General features: G+C 47.9%; 23 protein-coding genes. 19 read left to right on the forward strand and 4 right to left on the reverse strand.

Translation table 11 applies throughout. From position 1 onward, the window contains the following. Positions 1-50 precede the first annotated feature (50 nt). Positions 51-665, forward strand: a complete 615-nt coding sequence (lepB, locus tag WDY75_RS11545; protein ID WP_006211353.1) for a signal peptidase I — start codon at positions 51-53, stop codon at positions 663-665. Between the two features lie 54 nt (positions 666-719). After that, positions 720-1,586: a ribosome biogenesis GTPase YlqF gene (ylqF, locus tag WDY75_RS11550; protein WP_006211352.1), complete on the forward strand. Its 867-nt coding sequence runs from the start codon at positions 720-722 to the stop codon at positions 1,584-1,586. A gap of 157 nt (positions 1,587-1,743) precedes the next feature. Here ylqF and WDY75_RS11555 read toward each other — a convergent pair. Next, positions 1,744-2,894, reverse strand: a protein-coding gene (locus WDY75_RS11555) for an IS3 family transposase (protein WP_127502898.1) whose coding sequence is annotated in 2 segments (ribosomal slippage) — positions 1,744-2,633 and positions 2,633-2,894 — 1,152 coding nt in all. Because the reading frame shifts where the segments join, the coding sequence is not laid out codon by codon here. A gap of 284 nt (positions 2,895-3,178) precedes the next feature. Here WDY75_RS11555 and WDY75_RS11560 point away from each other — a divergent pair. The 4 genes from WDY75_RS11560 (at position 3,179) to WDY75_RS11575 (ending at position 6,574) form a co-directional block, all read left to right on the forward strand. After that, the gene (locus WDY75_RS11560; protein ID WP_082834422.1) at positions 3,179-3,796 is read left to right on the forward strand and encodes a ribonuclease HII; all 618 of its coding nucleotides are present in this window, start codon (positions 3,179-3,181) and stop codon (positions 3,794-3,796) included. An 80-nt stretch (positions 3,797-3,876) separates the two neighbouring features. Continuing rightward, entirely contained in the window at positions 3,877-5,883 is a 2,007-nt protein-coding gene (locus tag WDY75_RS11565; RefSeq protein WP_063480033.1) for a hypothetical protein, read from the forward strand. Further along, positions 5,880-6,191: an EscU/YscU/HrcU family type III secretion system export apparatus switch protein gene (locus WDY75_RS11570; protein ID WP_006211349.1), complete on the forward strand. Its 312-nt coding sequence runs from the start codon at positions 5,880-5,882 to the stop codon at positions 6,189-6,191. The genes WDY75_RS11565 and WDY75_RS11570 overlap by 4 nt, the downstream gene beginning before the upstream one ends. Then, positions 6,191-6,574, forward strand: coding sequence for a YraN family protein (locus WDY75_RS11575; protein WP_006211348.1), 384 nt, complete (start codon positions 6,191-6,193; stop codon positions 6,572-6,574). The genes WDY75_RS11570 and WDY75_RS11575 overlap by 1 nt, the downstream gene beginning before the upstream one ends. Positions 6,575-6,673: 99 nt before the next feature. Here WDY75_RS11575 and WDY75_RS11580 read toward each other — a convergent pair whose 3' ends face one another. The 3 genes from WDY75_RS11580 to WDY75_RS11590 are packed head-to-tail and all read right to left on the reverse strand — an operon-like array spanning position 6,674 to position 9,107. Further along, positions 6,674-7,030: a VOC family protein gene (locus WDY75_RS11580; RefSeq protein WP_006211347.1), complete on the reverse strand. Its 357-nt coding sequence runs from the start codon at positions 7,028-7,030 to the stop codon at positions 6,674-6,676. Between the two features lie 17 nt (positions 7,031-7,047). Next, positions 7,048-7,482, reverse strand: a complete 435-nt coding sequence (locus WDY75_RS11585; protein ID WP_063480032.1) for a GNAT family N-acetyltransferase — start codon at positions 7,480-7,482, stop codon at positions 7,048-7,050. A gap of 26 nt (positions 7,483-7,508) precedes the next feature. Beyond that, entirely contained in the window at positions 7,509-9,107 is a 1,599-nt protein-coding gene (locus WDY75_RS11590; RefSeq protein WP_063480031.1) for a YifB family Mg chelatase-like AAA ATPase, read from the reverse strand. 769 nt (positions 9,108-9,876) lie between these two features. Between WDY75_RS11590 and WDY75_RS11595 the strand changes: the two genes are divergently transcribed. The 13 genes from WDY75_RS11595 to fliF all read left to right on the forward strand — a co-directional run bounded on the left by WDY75_RS11595 (position 9,877) and on the right by fliF (position 24,834). Further along, positions 9,877-10,242: a hypothetical protein gene (locus WDY75_RS11595; RefSeq protein WP_063480030.1), complete on the forward strand. Its 366-nt coding sequence runs from the start codon at positions 9,877-9,879 to the stop codon at positions 10,240-10,242. A 669-nt stretch (positions 10,243-10,911) separates the two neighbouring features. Further along, positions 10,912-11,202 carry a hypothetical protein gene (locus WDY75_RS11600; RefSeq protein ID WP_063480029.1) on the forward strand — a complete coding sequence of 97 codons (291 nt, stop codon included), beginning with the start codon at positions 10,912-10,914 and terminating at the stop codon, positions 11,200-11,202. Positions 11,203-12,543: 1,341 nt separating this feature from the next. Next, positions 12,544-13,704 (forward strand): ADP-forming succinate--CoA ligase subunit beta, encoded by a 1,161-nt coding sequence (gene sucC, locus WDY75_RS11605; protein WP_006211339.1) that lies wholly within the window; start codon positions 12,544-12,546, stop codon positions 13,702-13,704. 96 nt (positions 13,705-13,800) lie between these two features. Further along, a complete protein-coding gene (gene sucD, locus WDY75_RS11610; protein WP_006211338.1) occupies positions 13,801-14,730 on the forward strand; it encodes a succinate--CoA ligase subunit alpha in 930 nt (309 codons plus the stop codon). A gap of 130 nt (positions 14,731-14,860) precedes the next feature. Next, positions 14,861-16,036, forward strand: a complete 1,176-nt coding sequence (gene dprA, locus WDY75_RS11615) for a DNA-processing protein DprA (protein WP_063480028.1) — start codon at positions 14,861-14,863, stop codon at positions 16,034-16,036. A gap of 36 nt (positions 16,037-16,072) precedes the next feature. After that, positions 16,073-18,172 carry a type I DNA topoisomerase gene (gene topA / locus WDY75_RS11620; RefSeq protein WP_063480027.1) on the forward strand — a complete coding sequence of 700 codons (2,100 nt, stop codon included), beginning with the start codon at positions 16,073-16,075 and terminating at the stop codon, positions 18,170-18,172. A 15-nt stretch (positions 18,173-18,187) separates the two neighbouring features. Beyond that, entirely contained in the window at positions 18,188-19,522 is a 1,335-nt protein-coding gene (gene trmFO / locus WDY75_RS11625; protein WP_387798766.1) for an FADH(2)-oxidizing methylenetetrahydrofolate--tRNA-(uracil(54)-C(5))-methyltransferase TrmFO, read from the forward strand. 27 nt (positions 19,523-19,549) lie between these two features. After that, complete coding sequence (hslV, locus tag WDY75_RS11630) at positions 19,550-20,092, forward strand: ATP-dependent protease subunit HslV (protein ID WP_006211334.1); 543 nt, start codon at positions 19,550-19,552, stop codon at positions 20,090-20,092. A gap of 48 nt (positions 20,093-20,140) precedes the next feature. Next, positions 20,141-21,547: an ATP-dependent protease ATPase subunit HslU gene (gene hslU / locus WDY75_RS11635; RefSeq protein ID WP_063480025.1), complete on the forward strand. Its 1,407-nt coding sequence runs from the start codon at positions 20,141-20,143 to the stop codon at positions 21,545-21,547. A 458-nt stretch (positions 21,548-22,005) separates the two neighbouring features. Next, entirely contained in the window at positions 22,006-22,413 is a 408-nt protein-coding gene (flgB, locus tag WDY75_RS11640; RefSeq protein ID WP_036642060.1) for a flagellar basal body rod protein FlgB, read from the forward strand. A 5-nt stretch (positions 22,414-22,418) separates the two neighbouring features. Then, positions 22,419-22,868 carry a flagellar basal body rod protein FlgC gene (gene flgC, locus WDY75_RS11645; RefSeq protein ID WP_006211331.1) on the forward strand — a complete coding sequence of 150 codons (450 nt, stop codon included), beginning with the start codon at positions 22,419-22,421 and terminating at the stop codon, positions 22,866-22,868. Between the two features lie 42 nt (positions 22,869-22,910). Continuing rightward, a complete protein-coding gene (gene fliE / locus WDY75_RS11650; RefSeq protein WP_006211330.1) occupies positions 22,911-23,219 on the forward strand; it encodes a flagellar hook-basal body complex protein FliE in 309 nt (102 codons plus the stop codon). A 34-nt stretch (positions 23,220-23,253) separates the two neighbouring features. After that, a complete protein-coding gene (gene fliF, locus WDY75_RS11655; protein WP_036642061.1) occupies positions 23,254-24,834 on the forward strand; it encodes a flagellar basal-body MS-ring/collar protein FliF in 1,581 nt (526 codons plus the stop codon). Positions 24,835-24,838 lie beyond the last annotated feature (4 nt).

Below are 24,838 nucleotides of genomic sequence, written 5' to 3' on the forward strand. Positions count from 1 at the left end.
TCCAAAAATCGCTATTATGGAAAGCGATCTATAGAGAAGGACGGTGGGTTATGGAGAAAGATCAACAACATGAGGCATTGGACACAAACGTGGGGAAACCGGCCAAGAAGGCCAAAAACGAGCTGGTAGAATGGCTAAAGGCTCTTCTTATTGCTCTGGTTCTCGTCGTTCTCATTCGCTGGCTTCTCTTTAAACCGTTTATTGTGCAAGGTCCGTCTATGGAACCTAATTTTGTATCCAATCAAAAGTTGATTGTTAACGAGATTCTATATGATATCCGCAAGCCAGAGCGTGGAGAAGTCATCGTATTCCATGTTCCTGATGAGGGTAGGGATTTCATTAAACGCGTGATCGCTGTTGCTGGTGATACGGTTAAAGTTGAAGGCGATAAAGTGCTTGTCAACGGAGAGCCTGTGAATGAAACCTACATACAGGAAGCAATTGATAAGGCCCATGCTGAGGACAGATTGTACAATAACACAGATTTTCCGAATTCCTTCGTTCCGGAAGGCGTTGTTCCAGAAGGCCATGTGTTTGTGATGGGGGATAACCGTTCCAACAGCACAGACAGCCGAATGATAGGATATGTTCCTTTGGGGGATATTATCGGTCGAGCAGACTTGATTTTCTGGCCGATTAAAGACGTAGGGCTCATCAACCATTAGCCACGACGCTATAGAACGATGAAAGTTTGCAGAGCAAAGTAGAGGTGACGACGTTTGACAATACAATGGTTTCCTGGACATATGACCAAAGCGCGCCGCCAAATTCAGGAGAAGCTGAAGCTGATCGATGCTGTAATTGAGCTGATCGATGCGAGGCTTCCGCTCTCAAGCCGAAATCCGATGATTGACGAGATTTTGCAGGGCAAGCCGCGGCTGATCATCATGAATAAAGCCGATTTGGCCGATCCTGAGGTTACAAGGCAATGGCAGGCTTATTTTAAAGAAAATAGCCTAACGGCCTTTCCTGTAGATGCATCAACAGGAACAGGCATCAAGGATATTCCAAACCAGATTAAATTGCTGTTGAAGGAAAAAATCGACAAACAAATCGCCAAGGGAATGAATCCGCGTGCGATGCGTGTGTTGATTGTAGGTATACCGAATGTGGGCAAGTCCACTCTGATTAACCGGCTTGCTGGCCGTAACATCGCGGAGACGGGGGATCGTCCAGGTGTAACGAAAGGGCAGCAGTGGATTAAGGTTGCCGGCGGGGAGATGGAGCTGCTGGATACACCAGGTATCTTGTGGCCGAAGTTTGAGGATCAGAATGTAGGGTACCGACTTGCGGTAACCGGCGCGATCAAGGAAGAAATATTGAACGTAGAGGATATTGCCTATTTTGCGATCAAATATTTCTCCAACTATTATTGGGAGACGATGAGTGAGCGATTTGATCTCAAGGAACGTCCGACGGATCTGGACAATCCGGATGAAATCGTTGCCGTCATGGAAGCGGTCGGAAGAAAACGCGGCTGTATCGTAAGCGGCGGCAGAGTCGATCTGGAAAAAGCCTCGAGCATATTCCTGCGTGAGCTCCGTGCAGGCAAGCTAGGCCGCTATTCCATGGAGTCCCCTTATTGATTAGCTTGGGATAATGTGATAACATCTCTGCTCATGTCCGCCATGAGGATGATACAGCATAAAGGTTTTGTTTTTGGCACGTGATAAAAAAGTGAATGTAAGACAAGGTAAGAGTGGTCATAGCCCCGTCAAGTAGACATTAAAAAAAGAGATTTTATTAAGCGGCGACTTTTTCCCGAAACTCAATCGGGGAGAGGTCGCCCAGTTTGTTTTGGAAACGTTCCATGTTGTAAAACGAAATATACTCCGTAATTTGGCTCCTGGCTTGCTCCAGATTTTGAGGTCTCTCCAAATACAGTTTCTCTGTCTTTAAGTGGGAGAAGAACGACTCAATGCAAGCATTGTCATAGCAGTTTCCACGCCGGGAATGGCTTCCTGTAAGCTTCTTCTCTTCAAGTAACTTGGCATAGGTTTGTGTTGTATACTGAAACCCCTGGTCCGAGTGGAGCAAGGAAGGTCCACATTTCAGTTTCTTCACTGTGTCTGTAACGAGTTTTAAGTCATTTCGCTCAGAGAGTTCCCACGCTACAATTTCATTGTTGTACAGATCCATCACCACGGAGAGATAAGCAAAATCATGCCCAATCCGGACATACGTAATATCCGTCACGAGCTTCTGCACAGGAGTTGTCGCTGAGAATTCCCGATTTAGGACATTACGGAACAGAACGGACGGTTTCCGGCCAGCAAATGGACGTTTCTTGCGAATCACGGAACGAATCTGAAGTTCTCTCATTAAGCGGCGTACCTTTTTGTGATTCACTACAAGGCCTTCTTTGCCTAACGCGGTTCGCATACGTTTGTAGCCGAAATAAGGACGAAGCCGATGAATGCTTAAAATATGTGCTTTCAGATCCGCATCCCGGTCTGCTCGTTTCTCTCTGAGGGCAGCATTTTTCTTCCATTTGTAGTAACCTGCACGTGAAATTTCAGCAATTTTACACAGCCAAACCACAGGTGCCCACTTGCTTATTTCTCGAACGGACTGGCACCGGGCTTCGAAATCCAACTTTCCTCTCCGTGCAAATTTGGATTGAGCTTTTTTAGATATTCTACCTGTGCTTTCAGATAAGCATTTTCTTCTTCTGCACTACTAAAATGCTTCTTCGTCCAACGTCCACGGTAATCCTCGAAACTCTCTCCATTTTGGTTTTTACGAACCCATGTGATAATCTGGCTCTCGCTCTTAATCCCAAACTTCTTCATGATTTGACTGTACGCCCAACCTTCTTCCACTCGCAGACGAACGGCTTCTTTCTTCGTTTCTTCGCTATATCGATTAAAGGTTTGGCCTTTCTTCGCTGACATAACAAAAATCCCCTCCGGTATCCAGTATTTGAGTTCATTGTAACATGTCCTCTTTTTTCACTGTCTACCATGAGGGGATAATACCAAGAGCTGCCGGTGATGGCAGCTCTTTTTGTTGAAATGGTATGATCCTACCTGTTCTGGAATCGGCGTTTGCTGCGAAAGGGTGACGCCCTGTGTCTTGTGTGATAGTCTAGAAGAGTTACTAGATTGAGAGTGTAGTTGACAGACCGTATGTACGGACTTGAAACAAGCGGTAATTCGGAACCAAAGGGGTTAAACCTATGACGGATTTATTAATGTACGAGCGTGACTATTGGAATCATTATATACATATTGCAGGCATTGACGAAGTTGGCCGGGGCTGTTTGTTCGGAGATGTGGTTGCGGCGGCGGTTATTTTACCGGAAGGGTTAGTGATCGAAGGGATTGATGATTCGAAGAAGCTCAGTGCCAAGAAGCGGGAGACACTCTATGATCTCATCATGGAAGATGCGCTCGCTGTCGGTGTGGGGTTGGTGGATGCGGAAACGATCGACAGGATCAACATTAAACAAGCGGCAAGGCTTGCGATGAAGATGGCTGTTGAGCAATTGGCGGTCACCCCTCAATTTCTGCTTGTTGATGCTGAGAAGGTGGATTGCGATATCCCGCAGCGTGCGATTATCAAAGGCGATGCAAACAGCCAGTCCATTGCCGCGGCTTCCATTATTGCGAAGGTCACCCGTGACAGATTGTGTGAAGGGGAATGGGAGGCGCGATATCCGGAATACGGAATTGCAGTACATAAAGGCTACGCAACCAAATTTCACCGGGAACAGCTGCAATTGCACGGACCTACGTCCATGCACCGGAGAAGTTTTTTGAAAAACATGGAGATTGAGCAATTGTCCTTATTCTAGAATTCGATGCAGCCCGCCCTCGTCAAAAGGCGGGCTGCTGCCGATATATAAGGTAAATAGAAGGCGTGGGAGGATAAATCGTGAACATCGGATCGTTGATTCGCGGACTCCTGGGAGAGCAAAAGCCGGGAGACGCCAAGACGTTGGAATTAAAGCCGGGTCAGGTCGTTCGCGGTGTGGTTATGAACGTATCGGAAGATGGGCAGGAAGCGTTAGTGCAGATCCAGGGCGTTCAAGTGAAGGCAAAACTGGAAACGCCGCTCCGAGCCGGAGAAACCGCGCTTCTGCAGGTTCAGCCGCCGGGAGATGGAGGGACAGCCGTACTCAAGCCACTTAGTCCAACGCCGGGCCAGCCGTTGTCCCCATCCTCCATGGCGGAGGTGCTGGACTTTGCCGGTCTCCCGGATACGAAGGAAAACCGGGAAATGATTAAGGGCATGCAGACGGCAGGAGTTTCGTTAACGAAGGAAAATATAGCTATGTTTCGTGAGGCGTTGGCCGTGAAACCACCAATGGTTCCTGCGGCAGAATGGGCGGAGTCGGCTGCTATCGCGTTTCATCGCGGACTGCCGATTACTCCCGAAAGTGTGAAGGGGCTGCATCAGGCAGTATTCGGACCTCAGCTCCATCAATTACTGCAGTCTCTTGAGCAGCAGCTGGCTTCTGTTATAAGTGTCGGCGCCGGGACTGCTGGAGATGGGGGGGAAGGCACAGCGCCTGCATCTTCTCCTCTAGCCGGTGCTGCGAGCGGCGCAGCAGCTGAAACCGTACCGCAGCAGGCCAGCACTCCAGCAGGAGGCGCTGGCAGCGCAGCGCAGGCCGCGACAGGTCAGCAGGCACTGCTGACCAAGCTGCAAGGCCTGCTGCAGCAGCTGCGCGGCGAGCTCGCGCAGCCATGGGCTGGCGGCGGCACGGCAACGCCTGCCGCCGGACAAGCCGCCGTGCCCGCTGGGCCGGCGGCAGCCCCGGGCGAAGGGGCCGCAGGCCCTTCGCCCAAGCCGCCCACCCCTGGCGCGGAGCCGTGGGTGGGGCGGCTCTTGAAGCTGCTCGGTGCAGAGCACGAGCAGCAAAGCCTGCGCGGGGCCGTCAGCGGCCCCGCGGGTGAAGCGGCGCGCACGGGTAGCGCCGCTTTGCCGGGCGGGCAGCAGGCGACCGCGCTGCCCGCCGGCGGCGCGGCAGGAGCGAGTGCGGTAGTGCCCGCACCTGCTCCTGCTCCAGCACCCGCTCCATCGACAGCGGGTGCTGCTTTATCGCCGCCTGCTGCGGCGCAGCAGCAGGCGGCAGCTGGGGGAGTCGCCGCTTCCCAGCCGCCAGCCGTCAATGCTGCCGGTACCGGCTCAGGGGCCGTACCGAGCGCCCCTGTTACGGCTGGTAACGCAGCAAGCATAATTCAACAAGCTCCGGTTGCCCAAGCGGGCACAGCGAATCAGCCGGGCGTGGCACAACCCTCTGTGCCTTCTGCACAGCAGAGTATGGTCCAGGGCATGCAGCAGCAGTCAGTCATCGCCTCAACGCAGGTAGGCGACTCGTCACAAGCCCTTCAGGACACCTTGAAGGGGGTGCTCCTTCAAGTTCTGTCCAGCCAGGAAACACCGCCGGCACTGAAGGAAGCCGCTCAGCAAATCGTGCAGCATTTAACGGGGCAGCAGCTCCTGCTGAACACGGATAGAACAGCACCGTTCGCCCAGGTTACCATGTTTATCCCTCTGCATGGCGCGGACGGAGAACAGACCGCCTCCGTACATATTCAGTCGCGCAGAGGGCGCAAAGGCGAGCTCGATGCCACCAACTGCCGGCTGTTGTTTGATCTGGATATGAGATTTCTGGGACCGACCCTCATTGATGTGCAGGTCGTCGACCGGATTGTCAGCCTCAGCTTCCGGAATGACCAGAGCTTTGCCGCGGAACTGTTTGAAGGAACAAAGCAAGAGCTGGCTACGGCTGTTGCGTCCATTGGTTATCAGTTGTTAAGCGTAAAAACAGAACCGCTGCCCGTTGATCCACAGCCGTCTTCGGATATGTCGGTGCAGGGAACGGCCGCAGAATACGCCCCTCAGACCTATAAAGGGGTGGATATGCGGATATGACCAAGCAAGAGCAAGAACAAGGATCGATGACGGCCATGAAAAAGGCCGTTGCTCTTAAATATACGCCTGGCGAGAGTGAAGCGCCGATGGTTGTTGCCAAAGGACAGGGCAAGCTGGCGGAATCTATTCTGGATAAAGCCAAAGAGCATGGGGTTCCTGTTCAGGAGGACGCCGCATTGGTGGAGATTCTCTCCAAGCTGGACCTGGACCAGCAGATCCCTGCAGAGCTTTATCAGCTCGTAGCCGAAGTGCTGACATACGTTTATCGCGCGGATGGTCAGGCGAAGCAGGAGGGAATGATGCCGTAATGCCCTCTCGATTCGGGAAGAAAGACAGCCGCAAGCAAAAAGGTGCGGCTGCTGAGGAATTGGCGGCAGCAGCCTTGGTTGAGAAAGGTTACCGCATACTGGACCGCAATTGGCGCTGCCGCTTTGGAGAACTGGATATCGTTGCCGAGATCGGGGCGACCCTCGTGATCATTGAAGTAAGAAGCCGGAGCGGGACGACTAGCTTCGGTACGCCTTCGGAATCCGTCAATGCCCGCAAAATGATACAGGTTCGGAATACGGCACAGCAGTACGTGCATCATAAGCGTTACCATGAACGGTCGATTCGCTTCGATGTCATCTCGATAATTCTTGGCGCTGATCTGTCGGCTGTCTCGATGGAGCATATCGAGAATGCTTTTTAGATTGAAAGTGAATGCTACCCCGCATAACACGAATTAAAAAAAGAAGGTGGCGGAGTGATAAACTCCTTCACCTTCTTTTACTTAAACGGTGAGTTTCCATTAGTATTGGCAGACTTCCAGACAGTTGTCATCCAGATCATAGAAGGTAAAGTAGGTTGCGCCGTACTCCAGAATGGTATCGACGCGTACGCCATGGTCCTTCAGGTGTTGATAAGCCTCCTCGGCATTGGAGACAAAAAAATTAAACATTGCGTGACGGGGCTCAAAATACTTACCCTCTTCTGTAGAGAACAGGGTGAGGGATGTCTGCCCGAACAGGATGCATTGGTATTCGCCTTGCTCGCTCTCCCAACCGACTCGGCCTCCCAAAACATTTGTGTACCACTCCTTTGCAGCTTTCATATTCCGGGTGGGTACAAAGACAGTGTCAATATGCTGAAAAATAGAAGTAGTCATGGTATCACTCCTTGGTTTTATTTGTTGCTGCTCCAGATCAAGACCTGTTCTTTTTGCCCCGTGTCGCTGTCCACCGAAACATCAAGAACTTCAAAACCGTTTTTTATATAGAAGCGGAATGCCCTCTGGTTCTTCTCATACACCCGAAGCTTCAAAACATCTCTAAGGTTCATGGCGCAGTGAAGAAGTGCTTTTCCGTATCCCTGATTTTGTTGGCCTGTGTTAACAAATAATGCGGCAAGATCATTTTCAACCATGGAGACGAACCCTTGGATGCCTCCTGCGTCTTCAATCAAGTAGGTTTCTGACATCGGGAGATAGACATTCCGCATTTCCGCTTGCCGGGACTCCCAATATTCGGCTGGGACAAAATGATGGGCTTCCTTGGATGCATCAAGCCAGATTTGGATGAGATCATCCATATCAGCAGGGGCCATCGGTCTGACTTCCATGATGTATTCACTCCAATCGCTGTCATTTAGCGGGATGTTTCTTCGGTCGCGATATGCTGTCGATCCAGCTGCCGGTATTGAATCGCTTCAGCAACGTGACGGCTATGAATCTCTCGGGATGCTTCCAAGTCTGCAATGGTTCTAGCCAGCTTCAGAATCCTGTCATAGGCGCGCATGCTAAGACCAAGTGTGTCGATTGTCGCTTGCAGAAGCTCTGCCGAGTCCTTGTCCAGCAGCACATGTTTCCTCAGGAAGCTTCCAAAGAGTTCACTGTTCCAGCAAAATGGAAGTCTGTGGTAGCGCTCTAACTGAATGGCTTGCGCCGCGTAGACTTGATCCCGCATTTGCTGTGAGGATATAGGAGTGGAGCTTCCCGGCCATTCCTTAGGCCTGGGCACGTCCACCTGCAGGTCGATCCGGTCCATTAAGGGACCCGAGATCTTAGCGCGGTATTGAGCAATTCGAGTAACGCTGCAAGTGCATCGCTGATGGGGATGATCGCTGCCGTAATAACCGCACGGACAAGGGTTCATCGAACAAGCCAGCATGAAATGCGCCGGGAAGGTAAATACCGCCCGTGCCCGGCTGATGGTTACTTCGCGGTCCTCCAGGGGCTGGCGCAGCACCTCAAGCACATGCCTGGAGAACTCAGGGAGTTCATCAAGGAACAGAATGCCCTTGTGGGCCAGGCTGACCTCCCCCGGCTTCGGAATGGTTCCCCCTCCGATGAGCCCGCCGGCCGAGATGGTATGATGCGGAGACCTGAAGGGGCGTTTGGTCATCAAGCCGTCGGACGATTTTAATTTGCCGGCAGCGCTGAATATTTTCGTAGTTGTCAACGCTTCTTGGTCTGCCAGCGGCGGAAGGATGGTGGGAAGACGCTTCATGAGCATCGTTTTTCCGGTACCGGGAGGGCCGATAAGCAAGATGTTGTGCATCCCGGCAGCAGCAATCGTGAGGGCCCGCTTGATATGCTGCTGTCCGATCACATCTTGATAATCTTCAAGCTGTGTGTCCTGCGGGCTTTCATGTTGTGTTCCACCAGACTGCGATGATTTATCATAGCGGAGCTTTGACAGCGAAACGTCAGCCATTAAATTTCCCATGGCTCCATTGGGATCATTCCCATCCTGAACGAGCTCTTTCAGGTGCTGCAGCCCGTAAACCTCGATTCCCCTAATTAATGCTGCTTCAGGAGCATTCTCGAGCGGCAGGACAACCCCAGTAAAACCCTCTTTTTTGGCTTGCTCCACCATGGGCAGAACACCCGTTACGGGTCTGAGCGCACCATCCAGTGCAAGTTCGCCAACGATTAGCATTCGTCCTGCATCCGTAAAGGTCCATTGCTCGCTTGTCAGCAATATGCCAACAGCGATCGCCAGATCGAAGGAGGATCCCACCTTGCGAAGATCTGCCGGGGCGAGATTGATGGTTACCCGTTTAAGCGGGTAGGTAAATCCGCAGTTTTTGATCGCTGCCCGTACCCGCTCCACGGATTCCCGGATAGAGGAATCGGGCAGCCCGATAATGGCGGTTTGCGGCAGACCATTGGCAAGGTCCACCTCTACCTGAATGACAACGCCATCAATGCCGTGCAAGCACGCGCTATGAAGTTTTCCATACATAAAAAAGCACCTCTTTTTCAGATATCAGTGGATTGTATTCGTTATAGAACATCCGTGATTTCGAAAAGGGTGCTTCCTCCTTTCGCTGGTGATTATAGTCCGTATTGTAAAAGCTTATCCAGCTTATGTCAATTCATATGCGTTCTCTCTGTTTTACAGTTTCCTCGATATCGACAGCAAATGGGTTGCCCTCGATTTTAATCACACCCCACCACGGCGTAACTGGTTAGAAAATCAAATCATATTAGGAGAGGCTCGAGAGAAATATGAGTTGTCTGCATTTGAAAGAGTATGAACATTATTAGTAAAACCAAGACAATAAGTAAGCGCATGAACCCATTTTTTATAAAGATGGGTTCTAATCTAGCCCAATCTGGATATTAGTCCAACCTTAAAGCAAAACACTCAAGTACCCTAAACCATCTTTATGGGGAGGTGTCATGATTGAGTTGCCTTGAACATGGAATTAACCGTAAAAAGAAAACCGAAGTGGTTTGTCCTCCGAAAGAAAGAAGGAAGAAGTGCAGGCGTCGAGTCTTTTAAAAAATAGTGAGGGTCTCATGTCCTCCGCCCATTTTGACACTTTCCATGGTATCTGGAGTTTATGCTTCCGAAGCAAGTGATTTGAATGTTGCTGAGTTACAAGACGCCATAACAGAACATAATGAATCCTTTATACATTCATTAGAAGCGAAAAAAAACGAGATTGTAGATACACTTAACAAGTTTCCAGAAGATGAAGTATTACAGGAAGTAAAACAATACTTGAATGAAAAAACCTGAACTTTCTGATGGGCAAATCATCAGTGATTTCAGTGTAAATGTTTTACTGTACAATGATAGTGGAGCGACTTTATCGCTCGACAATTATATTGAAGAACTCGAAGAGCAAGCCTCCTTTAAAACAAGTCTTAAAGACGAAGAGATTAAACCACTTGCTACTGGTGGAATTGTTTGGGTAAACTCAATTAATGGTAATTTAAATACTAGAAATATCGAAATCACAACAAAATACGTTAGTTATGTAGGAAGTAAACCCGACAGTGTAAGTTTTACCAATAAATTTCTTGCCAGTGATGTACAAACAGTAACAAAGGATACTACGCAGAGAAAGGAAGAGATTCAAAACACTTAACAAGAAATCAATCATTTACTTCAACTTTAAGATCTCAAACGAAGTATTGGATTGGATCGACTGAAGTAAAAGTCTTTGAAAAAGGAGTACCGGTCGGACTTCAAACCGGTGACACTGATCGAATACTGTATAACAACGCGGCAATGACTTATTTTAAATATGTAGATTCACTCTCTGGATTGGTCAATTATGAGCCGTCTTCTACAACATGGAAAAAGGTTCCAAATCCAACTCCGTGGGATAGCAGTAAGGATAGAGGTGCATACATTACTTATTACATTAATACTTATGGAAATCCTGGATGGGATTGGGCATCATACGATATACATCATATAAAACCACGTGAATATGGTGGTGGAAACGAAAAATCTAATTTAATACCTGTTCCTCGATCAATTCATCAACAACTTATAACAGCTTGGTGGAACAGCTACAATAAAGGGTGATTAAAAATTGGCATCAGATGTAGTTAACAACTTAGAAGCATATAGAAAATGTTTAAATAATGATAAATATATTCAACATTACAGCAGCGGTAATCTGAATGAGACTAAATCAGCATTTAATTCCCCTGCATCACTAAGTGACATTCAAAATTTATGCCAGTAAAAAGGCTGGACACTTCCAGATCAGTATGTTGAATTTTTGTTGTATTGTAACGGATGCTATTTGTTTAGAGACCAGTTCGGGACAGGTTTTGACTTGTTAAGCCATAAACAAATGGATGAATACCACTTAAATTACATGCCTAAAAACTGGATTCCTATTTGTTATTATGTTGGAGATTATTTATTCATCGACTCAGATAGAGTGGATACTGGAAAAGGATATTTGATGTGGCACAACCACGAACAATATTTTGAGGATCCACCAACTATCAGGTTTGAAATTGATTTTAATACTTGGCTTGAAAGATTAATAATTGCCCAAGGCTCACCTTTCTGGGAATGGAAAAATTAATATTGCCAAGTAAATAACCCGCGGGATTTTCCTGCGGGTTATTTACATTATTCAAGAATTTTTTCTCGTAATAGAATGTAAGCATGAAAAAGGGGAAAGACACGCACGGCTGCATGAGTGCGGCGTACCTTTTCTCGCTTTTCCATTTGTCAAACCTTGCACAATCGTCGAGATATGGGCCACTTGTTTCCGGCTTTTAAAGGCTCATAAAAAGGAAAGGGATGTGGATTCATTTTTGGTTGTTCATCCCATGGGATTCTCAGTTCTTTAAGCAAAGAACCTACTAGCTATATGCCAGCAGGTTCTTTTTTGCGTCTAGTCGTATTAATCGACTCACATGCTTTATTTCCTCTAATGGTACCCAAACGGGTCCATAAACGCTCCGCATCTTTAAGCAATCTGTACAAGCATCAGGGATGCCTTGTAATACTGCGCCATCGATAAGATATATCGTCACGCTTTGCTTCTTCTGTATGGCTATCTTCAGTTCTTTTTCCCACATTTGATTGATCACGCACCTATGACTAAAGTAATGATTTCAGTATATCAAAAGTGGGTAAAATTTACTACGATTTATCTGAATACAGGTAAAGATCATTTGAAAAAGGGATGTGGATTTACATCCTCGGTAGGATTAAAAGGAGCCTTGAATGGCTCCATTAAAGGTTAATGCGGCAGGCCGCACACCTGTTATTTCCGGAGCCAGTGAGTCTTTCGGTATTCGACAGGTGTCGGCCGGTCATTTTTTAACAAGCGATATGTCCATTTTGCTAATACCATCCGCCTGCCAGCTGATATCCACAAACTCATCATGCTGATGCAGAACGACCCTAATATTGTAGGAAAATAATACGACATCACGATGAGAAAATAAACCAGTACCATTCTAGTGAATAGCATAAAAAGGATAAAAAGTTTTAATTTATGCCATAGTTTAGTATATTGAATAAGGGAATTAATGGTATAATATTACAGTATATGCTAATTAAAACAGGTTGGGGAGGGGACGAAATGACAATATTATGGGGGAATATCATCATTACGCTCGTTGCGGGATTCATCGGAGTTGCCGTCGTGGTTTTAGGGATTGTCGGATTACTGCACTATGTGAAGAAAAAGTAGATTTTATTTTACATACTTTTCCAATTTATATCTGGAAGGAATCAAACCCATGCTAAATAGAGTGGATAAACGGTGAACTTTTTAAGGTAAGCGTTTTAAAAACATGTTACAATAGCTTGGGTTTAATATATAAAGGTTGACACGAGAATAACTTTCTTTCATAGATTAGTCTCATGTTAACCAGCCTTGTTCCAGTCATGTTGATAGGAGGATTCGAGAATGAATATCCATGAATATCAAGGAAAACAAGTACTGAAGCAATATGGAGTAGCTGTTCCGAACGGCAAGGTAGCGTTTACGGTGGAAGAAGCAGTGGAAGCTGCACAGTCTTTGGGCAGTCCCGTAACCGTTGTCAAAGCACAGATCCACGCAGGTGGCCGGGGTAAAGCCGGCGGCGTTAAAGTGGCGAAGAACCTGGATGAGGTTCGTGCTTATGCTGAAGAAATTCTGGGCAAGGTGTTGGTGACTCACCAAACGGGTCCAGAAGGCAAGGAAGTTAAGCGTCTCCTCATTGAAGAGGGCTGCGATATTCGCAAAGAGTATTATATCGGTGTTGTAGTTGACCGTGCTACTGGCCGTGTCGTCTTGATGGCGTCTGAAGAAGGCGGTACTGAAATCGAAGAGGTTGCAGCAGCAACTCCTGAGAAGATTTTTAAAGAAGTCGTGGATCCAGCGATCGGACTTCAAACGTTCCAAGCACGGAAATTAGCGTATTCCATTAATATCCCGAATGAACTGGTTGGTAAAGCCGTTCAGTTCATGCTGGCCCTGTATAAGGCATTTGTTGAGAAGGATTGCTCTATCGCTGAGATCAATCCGCTTGTCGTAACAGGTGACGGAAACGTCATGGCTCTTGATGCCAAACTCAATTTTGACTCCAATGCGCTGTTCCGTCATAAGGACATTCTTGAACTGCGCGACCTGGACGAAGAAGACGAGAAGGAAATCGAAGCATCCAAATACGACTTGAGTTATATAGCTCTTGATGGCAATATCGGCTGCATGGTTAACGGAGCCGGTCTTGCGATGGCTACTATGGACATCATCAAGTATTATGGCGGCGACCCTGCTAACTTCCTTGATGTTGGGGGCGGTGCAACAACGGAGAAGGTAACGGAAGCCTTCAAGATTATTTTGTCCGATCCTCAAGTAAAAGGAATCTTTGTCAACATTTTCGGTGGTATTATGCGTTGCGACGTTATCGCTACCGGTGTTGTTGAAGCAGCGAAACAGCTGGGCTTAACTCGTCCGCTTGTTGTCCGCTTGGAAGGAACGAATGTTGACCTCGGCAAGCAAATTTTGGCTGAGTCCGGTCTGAACATCGTGCCTGCTGATTCCATGGCCGACGGAGCACAGAAGATCGTCTCCCTCGTTCAGTAATAATTCATTCCTGAAGGGGCATGGCACGATGGGCTTTAGGGCTCTGCCGTGCGGTTGCTTTCATTTTCAAATAACAATAGGGGATGTGAATCAATCGTGAGTATTTTGATCGATAAAAATACAAAAGTTATCACACAAGGGATTACAGGCAAGACGGCCCTTTTCCATGCAAAAGGTGCCCTGGATTACGGTACCCAGATGGTCGGCGGAACTTCACCTGGTAAAGGTGGAACTGAAGTCGAAATCACGCTGGAGAACGGTGAAACTGTCAAATTGCCGGTTTACAACACCGTTGAGGAAGCTAAAGCCAAAACTGGCGCGACCGCAAGCGTAATCTATGTACCGCCAGCTTTTGCAGCAGATTCCATTCTGGAAGCTGTTGATGCTGAGATGGACCTGGTTATCTGTATCACGGAAGGTATTCCAGTGCTCGATATGGTGAAAGTATCCCGCTATCTGGAAGGCAAGAAGACTCGTCTGATCGGACCTAACTGTCCAGGTGTCATTACACCGGGCGAATGTAAGATCGGTATTATGCCGGGCTACATCCACACGCCGGGACATGTAGGGGTTGTATCGCGCAGTGGTACCCTGACTTATGAAGCTGTTCATCAGCTGACCGCTCGCGGCATTGGACAATCCTCAGCCGTTGGTATCGGTGGTGACCCGGTTAAAGGAACTGAGTTTATCGATGTCTTGAGACTGTTTAATGAAGATCCTAACACCAAAGCGGTAATTATGATCGGTGAGATCGGTGGTACAGCTGAAGAAGAAGCGGCTGAATGGATCAAAGCGAACATGAACAAACCTGTTGTTGGCTTCATCGGTGGAGCCACAGCGCCTCCAGGAAAACGCATGGGCCATGCTGGCGCGATTATTTCTGGCGGTAAAGGAACGGCTAAGGAGAAAATTGCCGTGCTTGAAGCTTGTGGTGTCAAGGTAGCTCCAACGCCTGCCGAAATGGGCTCAACTCTGGTTAGCGTTCTTGAGGAGCAAGGTCTTTTGGAGTCTTGCAAGACTCACTAAGGCATGATTTTTTCCAGATAACAGGTTAAGTCTGTGTTCATAATGTAAGGTAAGCAACCTTTTATTTCCTGAACAGGAAATGAAGGGTTGCTTTTTTGTTTTCGATTTTATATTTTAAGGAGGTCACATAATGAAGCTGGAAAGCGTGCTGCTGGTCGCCCTGCATGAAAGTGACGGCATTGGTTGGAAGACGATTAACCGGATTATAACTAGAGGGGAACTGCATGAAGGGATGCTATCCTACGATGCAAACGATTGGAGAGCATGCGGGGTATCTGTCGAAAGAGCGAATAAATTGACTAAGGAATTCCCACTCACCGTCGAAAGAAAACGCAGCGACATGTCGAATGTTGGCGACGGCGAATTTCGACAGAATCAAGCTGAGGTATGGAATTTGACAAACCGCTCAAAAATACGTATTATAACAGCCCTTGATGACTTTTATCCGGAATCATTGAAATCTTCACCCCAGGCCCCGTGGGTATTGTATTGCATGGGTGATTATCGTCTGCTGTCTAAACCGGGGATCGCTATGGTGGGTACAAGAATGCCGACAGCCTATGGGCGCAAGATTGCATCGATGCTATCCGAAGAGCTGACAAGGGCGGGATTAATGGTTGTTAGCGGTATGGCCAGAGGCATCGATAGCGTTGTCCACGAAACCGCATTGAGAAGCGGCGGAATGACGGTGGCGGTTCTAGGAGCGGGCATTGACGTCATCTATCCACCGGAGAACCGTTCGCTTTACGAAGAGATTGCGGCCAAGGGACTTGTCATTTCTGAATATCCGCCGGGAACGAAGGCGTTACCAGGATTTTTCCCGCAGAGAAACCGGATTATCGCCGGATTAACGCTGGGTACCGTGGTTGTTGAGGCGGATGCTCGCAGCGGGTCATTAATTACGGCAGATTATGCGCTGGAGGCAGGAAGGGATGTGTTTTCCGTTCCGGGACCTCTTACTTCATCTAAGAGCAGAGGGACGCTGGATTTGATCAAGCAAGGGGCCAAGATGGTCACGGATGCCCGGGATATAATAGAAGAATATGATTCCTGGTTGCCAAAAGAGGCTTCGGATACATACAATAAGGAGCGGCGGGCCCATCGTCAGGAGCAGCCGGATTTACAAGCCGGGTTGACAAATGATGAACGACACATATACCATATGCTCGAACAGGGGCCCGGGTCGCTGGATGAGATGATCGAGCGAACCCAGTGGGATTTTGGACATTTGCATTCAGTTCTGTTATCTTTAATCATAAAAAAGCAGATTACCCAATTACCCGGTGCTATATATAAGATCATATAATGGGAAAGTTTGAATGTTGGAGAGGAGGATGAACCTGTGGCGGATTCACTCGTCATCGTAGAGTCGCCTGCTAAGGCGAAAACGATTGGCAAATATCTCGGCAGCAAGTATATCGTGAAGGCTTCAATGGGTCATGTTCGCGATTTGCCGAAGAGCCAGATCGGGGTTGAGGTGGAAAATGACTTCAATCCGAAATACATTACGATCCGCGGAAAAGGTTCTGTCTTAAAGGAACTTAAGGATGCTAGCAAAAAGGTGAAGAAAGTATACCTCGCAGCTGACCCCGATCGCGAAGGGGAAGCCATTGCATGGCATCTTGCGCATGCATTGGAGCTGGATGATACCCAAAGCCTGCGGGTTGTATTTAATGAAATAACGAAAACGGCCGTGAAGGATGCCTTTAAGACGCCGCGCAAAATTAACATGGATTTGGTTAACGCGCAGCAGGCAAGACGCATCCTGGATCGTTTGGTTGGTTATAAGATCAGCCCTATTCTATGGAAGAAAGTGAAAAAGGGTCTCTCGGCTGGTCGTGTTCAATCCGTAGCCGTCAAAATCATCCTGGATCGCGAGAACGAAATCAGTGCATTCGTTCCGGAAGAATACTGGACCATTACGGCCAAGCTGGCCGTGAACGGATCTGCATTCGAAGCGAAATTTACACAGCTTAACGGTGCGAAGAAGGAATTGACCAACGAACAGGAAGTGAATGAAATTCTCGAAGCCATTCGGGATGCTTCCTTCCAAGTGGGTGAAGTGAAAGAGCGGGAGCGCCAGCGTCACCCGTCACCACCATTTACGACCAGTTCACTGCAGCAGGAAGCTGCACGCAAACTTGGTTTCCGGGCTGCCAAGACGATGTCGGTTGCCCAGCAGCTTTACGAGGGTGTCGAGCTGGGCAAGGAAGGCACTGTCGGTTTGATTACCTATATGCGTACAGACTCGACCCGTATTTCCGGGACAGCTCAAGAAGAAGCGAAGGAATATATCACCGAGAAGTATGGTGATCCGTTCGTACCGGAGAGCCCGAGACAATATTCGAAAAAAGCAGCCAACGCTCAGGATGCGCATGAAGCGATACGTCCCACTTCCATACTTCGGGATCCGGAATCCATGAAACCGTTTATGAGCCGGGATCAGCTTCGCTTGTATAAACTCGTTTGGGAGCGTTTTGTGGCGAGTCAAATGGCTTCAGCAGTACTGGATACGCTTTCTGTAGATATCGCTGCAAACAATACGGTCTTCCGCGCGACCGGTTCCAAGGTTCGTTTCCCTGGATTCATGAAGGTCTACGTCGAAGGTAACGACGACGGGACGACAGAGGAAGATAAGTATTTGCCGGAGCTTCACACGGGTGACGTGCTGGAGAAACAGGATATTGAGCCGAAGCAGCATTTCACACAGCCGCCGCCACGCTATACAGAGGCAAGGCTGGTCAAGACGCTTGAGGAACTCGGCATAGGGCGTCCTAGTACGTATGCGCCGACACTGGAGACGATCCAGAAGAGGGGCTACGTTGCAATCGAAGAGAAAAAATTCATGCCAACCGAGCTCGGTGAGCTTGTCATCGAACAGATGGAGCAGTTCTTCCCTGAAATCCTCAATGTGGAGTTTACCGCGAACATGGAAGAGGACCTTGACCATGTGGAGGAAGGTTCCGAGGACTGGGTAAAGGTGTTGGCTGAGTTCTACGAATCCTTCGAAAAGCGTCTTGAAGTAGCAGAGGAAGAAATGAAGGAAATCGAAATCGAAGATGAGGTTTCCGATGAAATATGCGAGAAGTGCGGCAAGCCCCTGGTTTATAAGCTTGGCCGTTTCGGCAAGTTTCTTGCGTGTTCGGGTTTTCCGGATTGCCGTAACACCAAGCCGATTGTGAAAGATATCGGTGTGGCGTGTCCGAAATGCAAGGAAGGTCACGTGGTGGAACGGCGAAGCAAGAAGGGGCGCGTCTTCTTTGGATGTGATCGTTATCCTGAATGTGATTTTGTATCCTGGGATAAACCTTCAACGAAGCCGTGTCCGAGCTGCAGCAGTTTAATGGTGGAGAAGAAGAGCAAGCAAGGGGTCAAGCTTCAGTGTACCTCTTGTGATTATTCCGAAATGGTTGAGGAACCGGATGAAGCGGCAGATTTGTAAGGCATACAGGGGGTAATGACGTTGACAGATTCACAGAGGGTTACGGTTATCGGTGCGGGACTTGCAGGCAGTGAGGCTGCCTGGCAGATCGCGAGCCGTGGCGTACCCGTTACACTATATGAGATGCGGCCGGTCGTAAAGACACCGGCGCATCATACGGACAAGTTCGCTGAGCTTGTGTGCAGCAATTCACTTCGGGCGAACGGCTTGACTAATGCGGTAGGCGTACTGAAGGAAGAAATGCGGATGCTGAACTCGCTTGTTATCGGCTCGGCAGATCGCAATTCCGTACCGGCAGGCGGCGCACTGGCCGTTGACCGTGATGGATTCTCAGGCGAAATTACGGAAACGCTGCATAACCATCCGTTGATTGAGGTCGTAAATGAAGAAATTCAGCATATACCTGAAGAAGGCATTGTTGTTATCGCAACAGGACCGCTCACTTCTCCCGCACTGTCATCGCAAATCCGAGAGCTGATGGGCGAAGACTATTTCTATTTTTACGATGCGGCTGCTCCGATTGTGGAGAAGGATTCCATCGATATGAGCAAAGTGTATCTGGCATCCCGCTATGATAAAGGTGAGGCAGCTTATCTCAATTGCCCGATGACGGAAGAAGAGTTTGATGCCTTCTATGATGCCCTTATCAATGCCGAGGTTGCCCAATTGAAAGAGTTTGAGAAGGAGATTTATTTTGAGGGCTGTATGCCGATCGAGGTTATGATGAAACGCGGCAAACAAACGGCCTTATTCGGCCCGATGAAGCCCGTGGGACTGGTAAACCCGCATACGGGCGAGCTGCCGCACGCGGTTGTGCAGCTGCGTCAGGATAATGCAGCGGGAACTCTGTATAATCTTGTTGGCTTCCAGACCCATCTGAAGTGGGGCGAGCAGAAGCGGGTCATTTCCATGATTCCGGGACTAGAGAACGCTGAAATCGTACGATATGGCGTTATGCACCGGAATACGTTTGTTAATTCGCCTAAGCTGCTCGAACAGACCTATCAGGTAAAGACCAGACCTAATCTGTATCTGGCAGGGCAAATGACAGGCGTTGAGGGCTATGTGGAATCAGCAGCATCCGGCTTGATTGCAGGAATTAATGCAGCAAGAGCAGCACAGGGGCAGGAGGGTGTCGTTTTCCCTCAGGAATCAGCTATCGGCAGCATGGCATACTACATAACCCATGCAGATCCTGATAATTTCCAACCGATGAATGCGAACTTCGGTCTTCTTCCAAATCTGGAGAAACGCATACGTAACAAAAAGGAAAAAAATGACGCTCTTGCTAACCGTGCTCTTGACGGAATTCGTGTGTTTATTAATGCTAAAGAACTAAATACGATGTAACTTATTTCTAAGGGAGGTCCTGCCATCATGGAAATGACTTTTCACGCCACAACGATTTGTGCTGTTCGGCATAATGGCACAGCTGCCATTGCCGGCGATGGTCAAGTCACATTCGGTGAAAGTGTAGTCATGAAGCAGACCGCCAAGAAAGTGCGCCGTCTTTACCGGGGACAAGTTGTCGCCGGTTTTGCCGGTTCTGTGGCGGATGCTATTACGTTGTTTGAGAAATTCGAGGGCAAGCTGGAGGAGCATCATGGCAACTTGCAGCGTGCCGCTGTCGAACTTGCGAAGGATTGGCGTCAAGACCGAGTGCTTCGCAAGCTTGAAGCTTTGATGATTGTTATGGATAAAACGGGGATGCTGCTGATCTCTGGCGGCGGAGAAATTATCGAGCCGGATGATGATGTGCTGGCCATTGGCTCAGGGGGCAATTTTGCATTGTCGGCGGGACGTGCGCTTAAGCGCCATGCGGGGCATATGGAAGCAAAAGACATAGCCAGAGAAGCGCTTCAAATCGCTTCAGAGGTGTGTGTCTATACTAACAGCAATATTATTGTCGAAGAGCTGTAAGAATGCCATATAGCAACAAATAGCCATATCAGGGTGGAGGTATTCGCGATGAGTAAAGAATCGATGACGCCTAGACAGATTGTATCCGAACTGGATAAATACATCGTAGGCCAGAAGGAAGCTAAAAAATCAGTCGCCGTTGCACTTCGCAATCGTTATCGCCGCAGTTTGCTTACCGATGACGAGCGGGACGAGATCGTACCGAAAAACATTCTGATGATCGGACCTACCGGCGTGGGTAAAACGGAGATTGCGAGAAGACTCGCGAAGCTCGTCCATGCGCCTTTTGTGAAGGTCGAGGCCACAAAGTTCACGGAGGTTGGCTATGTTGGCCGTGACGTGGAGTCAATGGTACGGGACCTTGTGGAAACTGCCATACGCATGGTGAAGCTGGAGCGCACGGAGCAGGTGAAGGACAAAGCCGAAGAATTGGCAAATGAGCGAATCGTAGAGCTGCTGGCGCCATCAACCAAGGGGCAGAAGAGTCAGCGTAATCCATTCGAAATGCTGTTTGGCGGAAACAATAATGATACACAGGCGGAAGAAGAGGATTCGGCAGATAAGGACGTAAGTCTCAAGGAGAAACGCAGGCAGGTCCGGTTTAATCTCCTGTCGGGCAAACTTGAGGATGACACGGTAGAGATTGATGTGGAGGATGCTGCTCCCAACATGTTTGATATGTTTGCCGGCCAAGGGAATGACCAGATGGGCATGAACATGCAGGAGATGTTTGGCAACCTCATGCCGAAGCGGACCAAGCGACGCAAACTAACCGTCAAGGAAGCAAGGAAAGTACTCACACAAGAGGAAGCAGGTAAATTGATTGATATGGATGACGTTATCCAGGAATCAATACGCCGGGCTGAACAATCGGGTATTATCTTTATTGATGAGATCGATAAGGTTGCGAGTCAAGGCAGACAATCGGGACCGGATGTCTCCAGAGAAGGCGTTCAGCGCGATATTTTGCCGATTGTAGAGGGTTCAACGATCATGACGAAGTACGGTCCGGTAAAAACGGATTTCGTGCTGTTTATCGCTGCAGGCGCATTTCACATTGCCAAACCATCGGATTTGATTCCGGAGCTACAGGGACGTTTTCCGATCCGGGTAGAGCTGAGCAGTTTGACTTTGGACGATTTTGTGTCGATTTTGACAGAACCGAAAAATGCGTTAACGAAACAATATGTCAATCTGCTGCGAACGGAGGATCTTGAAGTGGAGTTTTCTCCTGAGGCGATTCGGGAAATTGCCCAGATTGCTGCATCAGTGAATCAGAACACGGAGAATATCGGTGCACGCAGACTTCATACCATATTGGAGAAACTGCTTGAAGACCTCTCGTTTGAGGCACCTGAGCTTACGCTGGACCGTATGGTGATTACGCCGGAATATGTCCGGGAAAAGCTCGCAGGTATCGCCCAGGATCGGGATTTAAGCCAATATATCCTGTAGTTGCAGCCATATAGGCCTATTAGCCGAGTAAACGCACGGAGATAATTGTCGATATTCATCGTGAAACCTCGCAGCAAGTTGTCGAAGAGCTTTCGCATGTTGGAAGGTGCCGGGACGGTTTTCGCAATTTTTTGTGAATTTCTCTAAATGTTCCGGGACCTATCGTTTGGGGAAAAACGATTAAAATTTACAGAATTAGTGGTACGATTTGCAATAATATAGAAAAAAACCGAATAAAAATGAATACAAAGCCCTTCTTTTTGGTAAAAGATAGGGCTTTTTTCTTATTGTAAAAAGTCCCAATCTTTAAGAAACTTAGTTTATGTGACATCATGTTGTCTTTTTCTACTTAAGACCTAGGTTAGTGCGTACGGATTATATTCTTTGTCGAAAAAAGAGGATTTAGCTGGGAAGAGTGGAATATCTTCTTGCAAAGTCCAGTCAGGAGGAATGAGCTAGTGAATCTGTTGAACAATAGTTCTTTTCAACGGCTTCAAAGCGGTTTGGATGCGGCAAATCTCAGAAACAATGTGATTGCGAACAACATCGCGAACGTGGATACTCCTCATTTTAAGCGATCCGAGGTATCCTTTGAGAGTCTTCTGAAAAAGGAAATGGATGGAGCCGATTTATCGCTTCAGGGCAGAAGAACGGATCCCCGACATTTTGTTATTGGTCCTACAGGGGGAATTCCCGACGCTTCAGTCATGAAGGATGGAAGCAGCTCTATGAACAACAACCAGAATAATGTCGATGCAGACAGAGAAATGTCGCTGCTTGCAGAGAATCAGCTTCGTTATAATTCATACATACAAGCTGTAAATGAGCAGATTCGAATGATGCGTACAGCTATTGAAGGGAGATAGGGTTCATGAATATTAGCAATAGCTTTGGGATTAATGCATCAGCTCTTACAGCACAACGACTTCGAATGGATGTCATCTCCTCCAACATAGCCAATGCGGAAACCACTCGCGCGCGAATCGAGAATGGACAAGCCGTTCCGTATCGCCGAAAGACTGTTGTGTTTCAGCCGCAGCAAGAATCGTTTGAAGGACTTCTCAGAGCTCAGATGAGTGGTCAGGATGCGGGGCAAGGAGTAAAGGTTGCGGCAGTGCAGGAAGATCAAGCGCCGCTGAAACGGGTATATAACCCTACTCATCCCGATGCAAATACAGAAGGTTATGTCTTTATGCCTAACGTGGATATAACGAAGGAGATGGTGGATATGCTTGCAGCCACCCGTTCTTACGAAGCTAACGTAACAGCGATAAATGCTTCGAAAGCCATGATCATGAAGGCATTAGAGATTGGAAGATAAGAAGATAAAATACATAAGCACACATAGTAGGAGGACAGAATTATGATTCAAAACGCAATGTTCAGTGTTCAGGGCGTACAGCCACTTCAACTACAAGAGCAAGTGAAAAATGGAGCGACTCCTTCTGAATCGATCCGCGATTTTGGTTCTTACCTGAATGAAGCACTGAACTCTGTGTCAGCACAGGAACAGAATGCACATATGATGACCGATAAATTAATGATTGGACAAGTAAACGTAGATCAGGCGATGATATCCGCCCAACAGGCTCTGTTGAGCATTCAGCTCACAACACAGGTCCGAAACAAAGTGGTAGAAGCCTATCAAGAGATCATGCGCACGCAAATCTAAATGTTTCTAGCAAAGTTTCGGATGGGGTGACAATGTGAACGAGAGAATCGCCCAGTATCGGGAAAGAATGACCCAATATTGGAACCAATTCAGCAACAAACAAAAAATAATGTTAATCGCTACAATAGCATTTGTTCTGATTGCTCTGATCGTACTAACGATGCAGTTCTCTAAGACGAAATACGAAGTAGCATTCCGGGATTTGAATTCCAGCGATGCCGCGGGAATCATCAGCCACCTGGAGACCCAAGGAATTTCTTATAAGCTGAGTGAGGATGGCAGAAGCATCCTGGTACCTAGCACGAGTGCAGCTAAAGTCCAGATTGATGTAGGCTCACAAGGACTTGTGCAGAATGGTACGATCGGATTCGAAACCTTCGAGAAGAATGCGTCAGCCATCGGAATGACCGATAACGAGTTCGAAGTGAAATATGTAAATGCACTGAACGGCGAAGTAGAACGGTTGCTTGAGAAGATGCAGGGCGTTCAAGATGCAACCGTGCTATTAAACCTTCCCAAGGAAAGTGTATTTGCGAAAAACGGGAACGAAGATAAAGCCAGTGCTTCCGTAGTTGTGCAATTTAAGCCGGGCTATCGTCCTAATCAGGAAGTCATCGACGGCTATTACAACCTCGTGAAGACTGCGATTCCAAACTTGCCGGTTGAGAATATTACAATCACCAATGACGAAGTCGAGCTGCTCGCAACAGCTAAGGGCGGTCAAGGCGGATTGATTGGCAAGGTGGAAGAGAACTTTGCTCTTCAGAAAAAATTCGAAAGCGAAGTTAGGCAAAATGTCCAGCAATTTCTATCGCAGTACATGGGTTCGAATAAAGTGAATGTTCTCGTCGCTTCCAAACTGAATTTCGATCAGGTGCAGAGCAAGGAAAACATCGTAACCCCTGTGGATGAAGAAGAAATGAAGGGGATTGAGCTCAGTGTTCAGGAAATCCAGAAGAACTATTCGGGAACCAGCAGTCCGACCGGCGGAGTGGCCGGTGTAGGCCAAGAGGCTGTTCCAGGATATCCAAGCGACTCTGGAAGCGGTGAAACGAACTCGGAGGAGCTCTCCAAAACGGTTAACTACGAAGTTAACCGGATTACCAAGGATATCATTGCAAGCCCATATACTGTTAAAGATTTAACCATTAATGTCTCGGTTGAACCACCTGCGGGACAACAAGCTTTAGACGATCCTACAAGAACGGCTATTCAAAACATTCTGGTCAACATTGTAAGAGCATCGCTTGCAGATTCGGGTTCTACTTATACAGACGCTGATCTGTCCAAAAAAGTTTCGGTTAATTCACAGGTATTTAATGTAAATCCGGATGAAAATACAAAAACTGTTTTTTCTCAGCCTGTATTATGGGGAATTGGTATTGCTGCGTTAGCATTGATTGCGGGGGGAGCCTACTTCTTTATCCGCCGACGCAGACAACAGCAGGAAGAGCTTGAAGATGACATTCAGCTTCCGCCAGTTACAGAATTCCCATCAATAAATCTCGAAAGTATAACCAATGAAAGCCAGGTTCGTAAGCAGCTCGAAACCTTGGCGAAGAAGAAGCCAGATGAATTCGTGAATTTACTTCGCACATGGCTAGCTGAGGAATAGAGGT

Origin of the sequence: Paenibacillus glucanolyticus (assembly GCF_037333485.1) — a bacterium.
In the GTDB taxonomy this organism is placed as follows: domain Bacteria; phylum Bacillota; class Bacilli; order Paenibacillales; family Paenibacillaceae; genus Paenibacillus_AQ; species Paenibacillus_AQ glucanolyticus.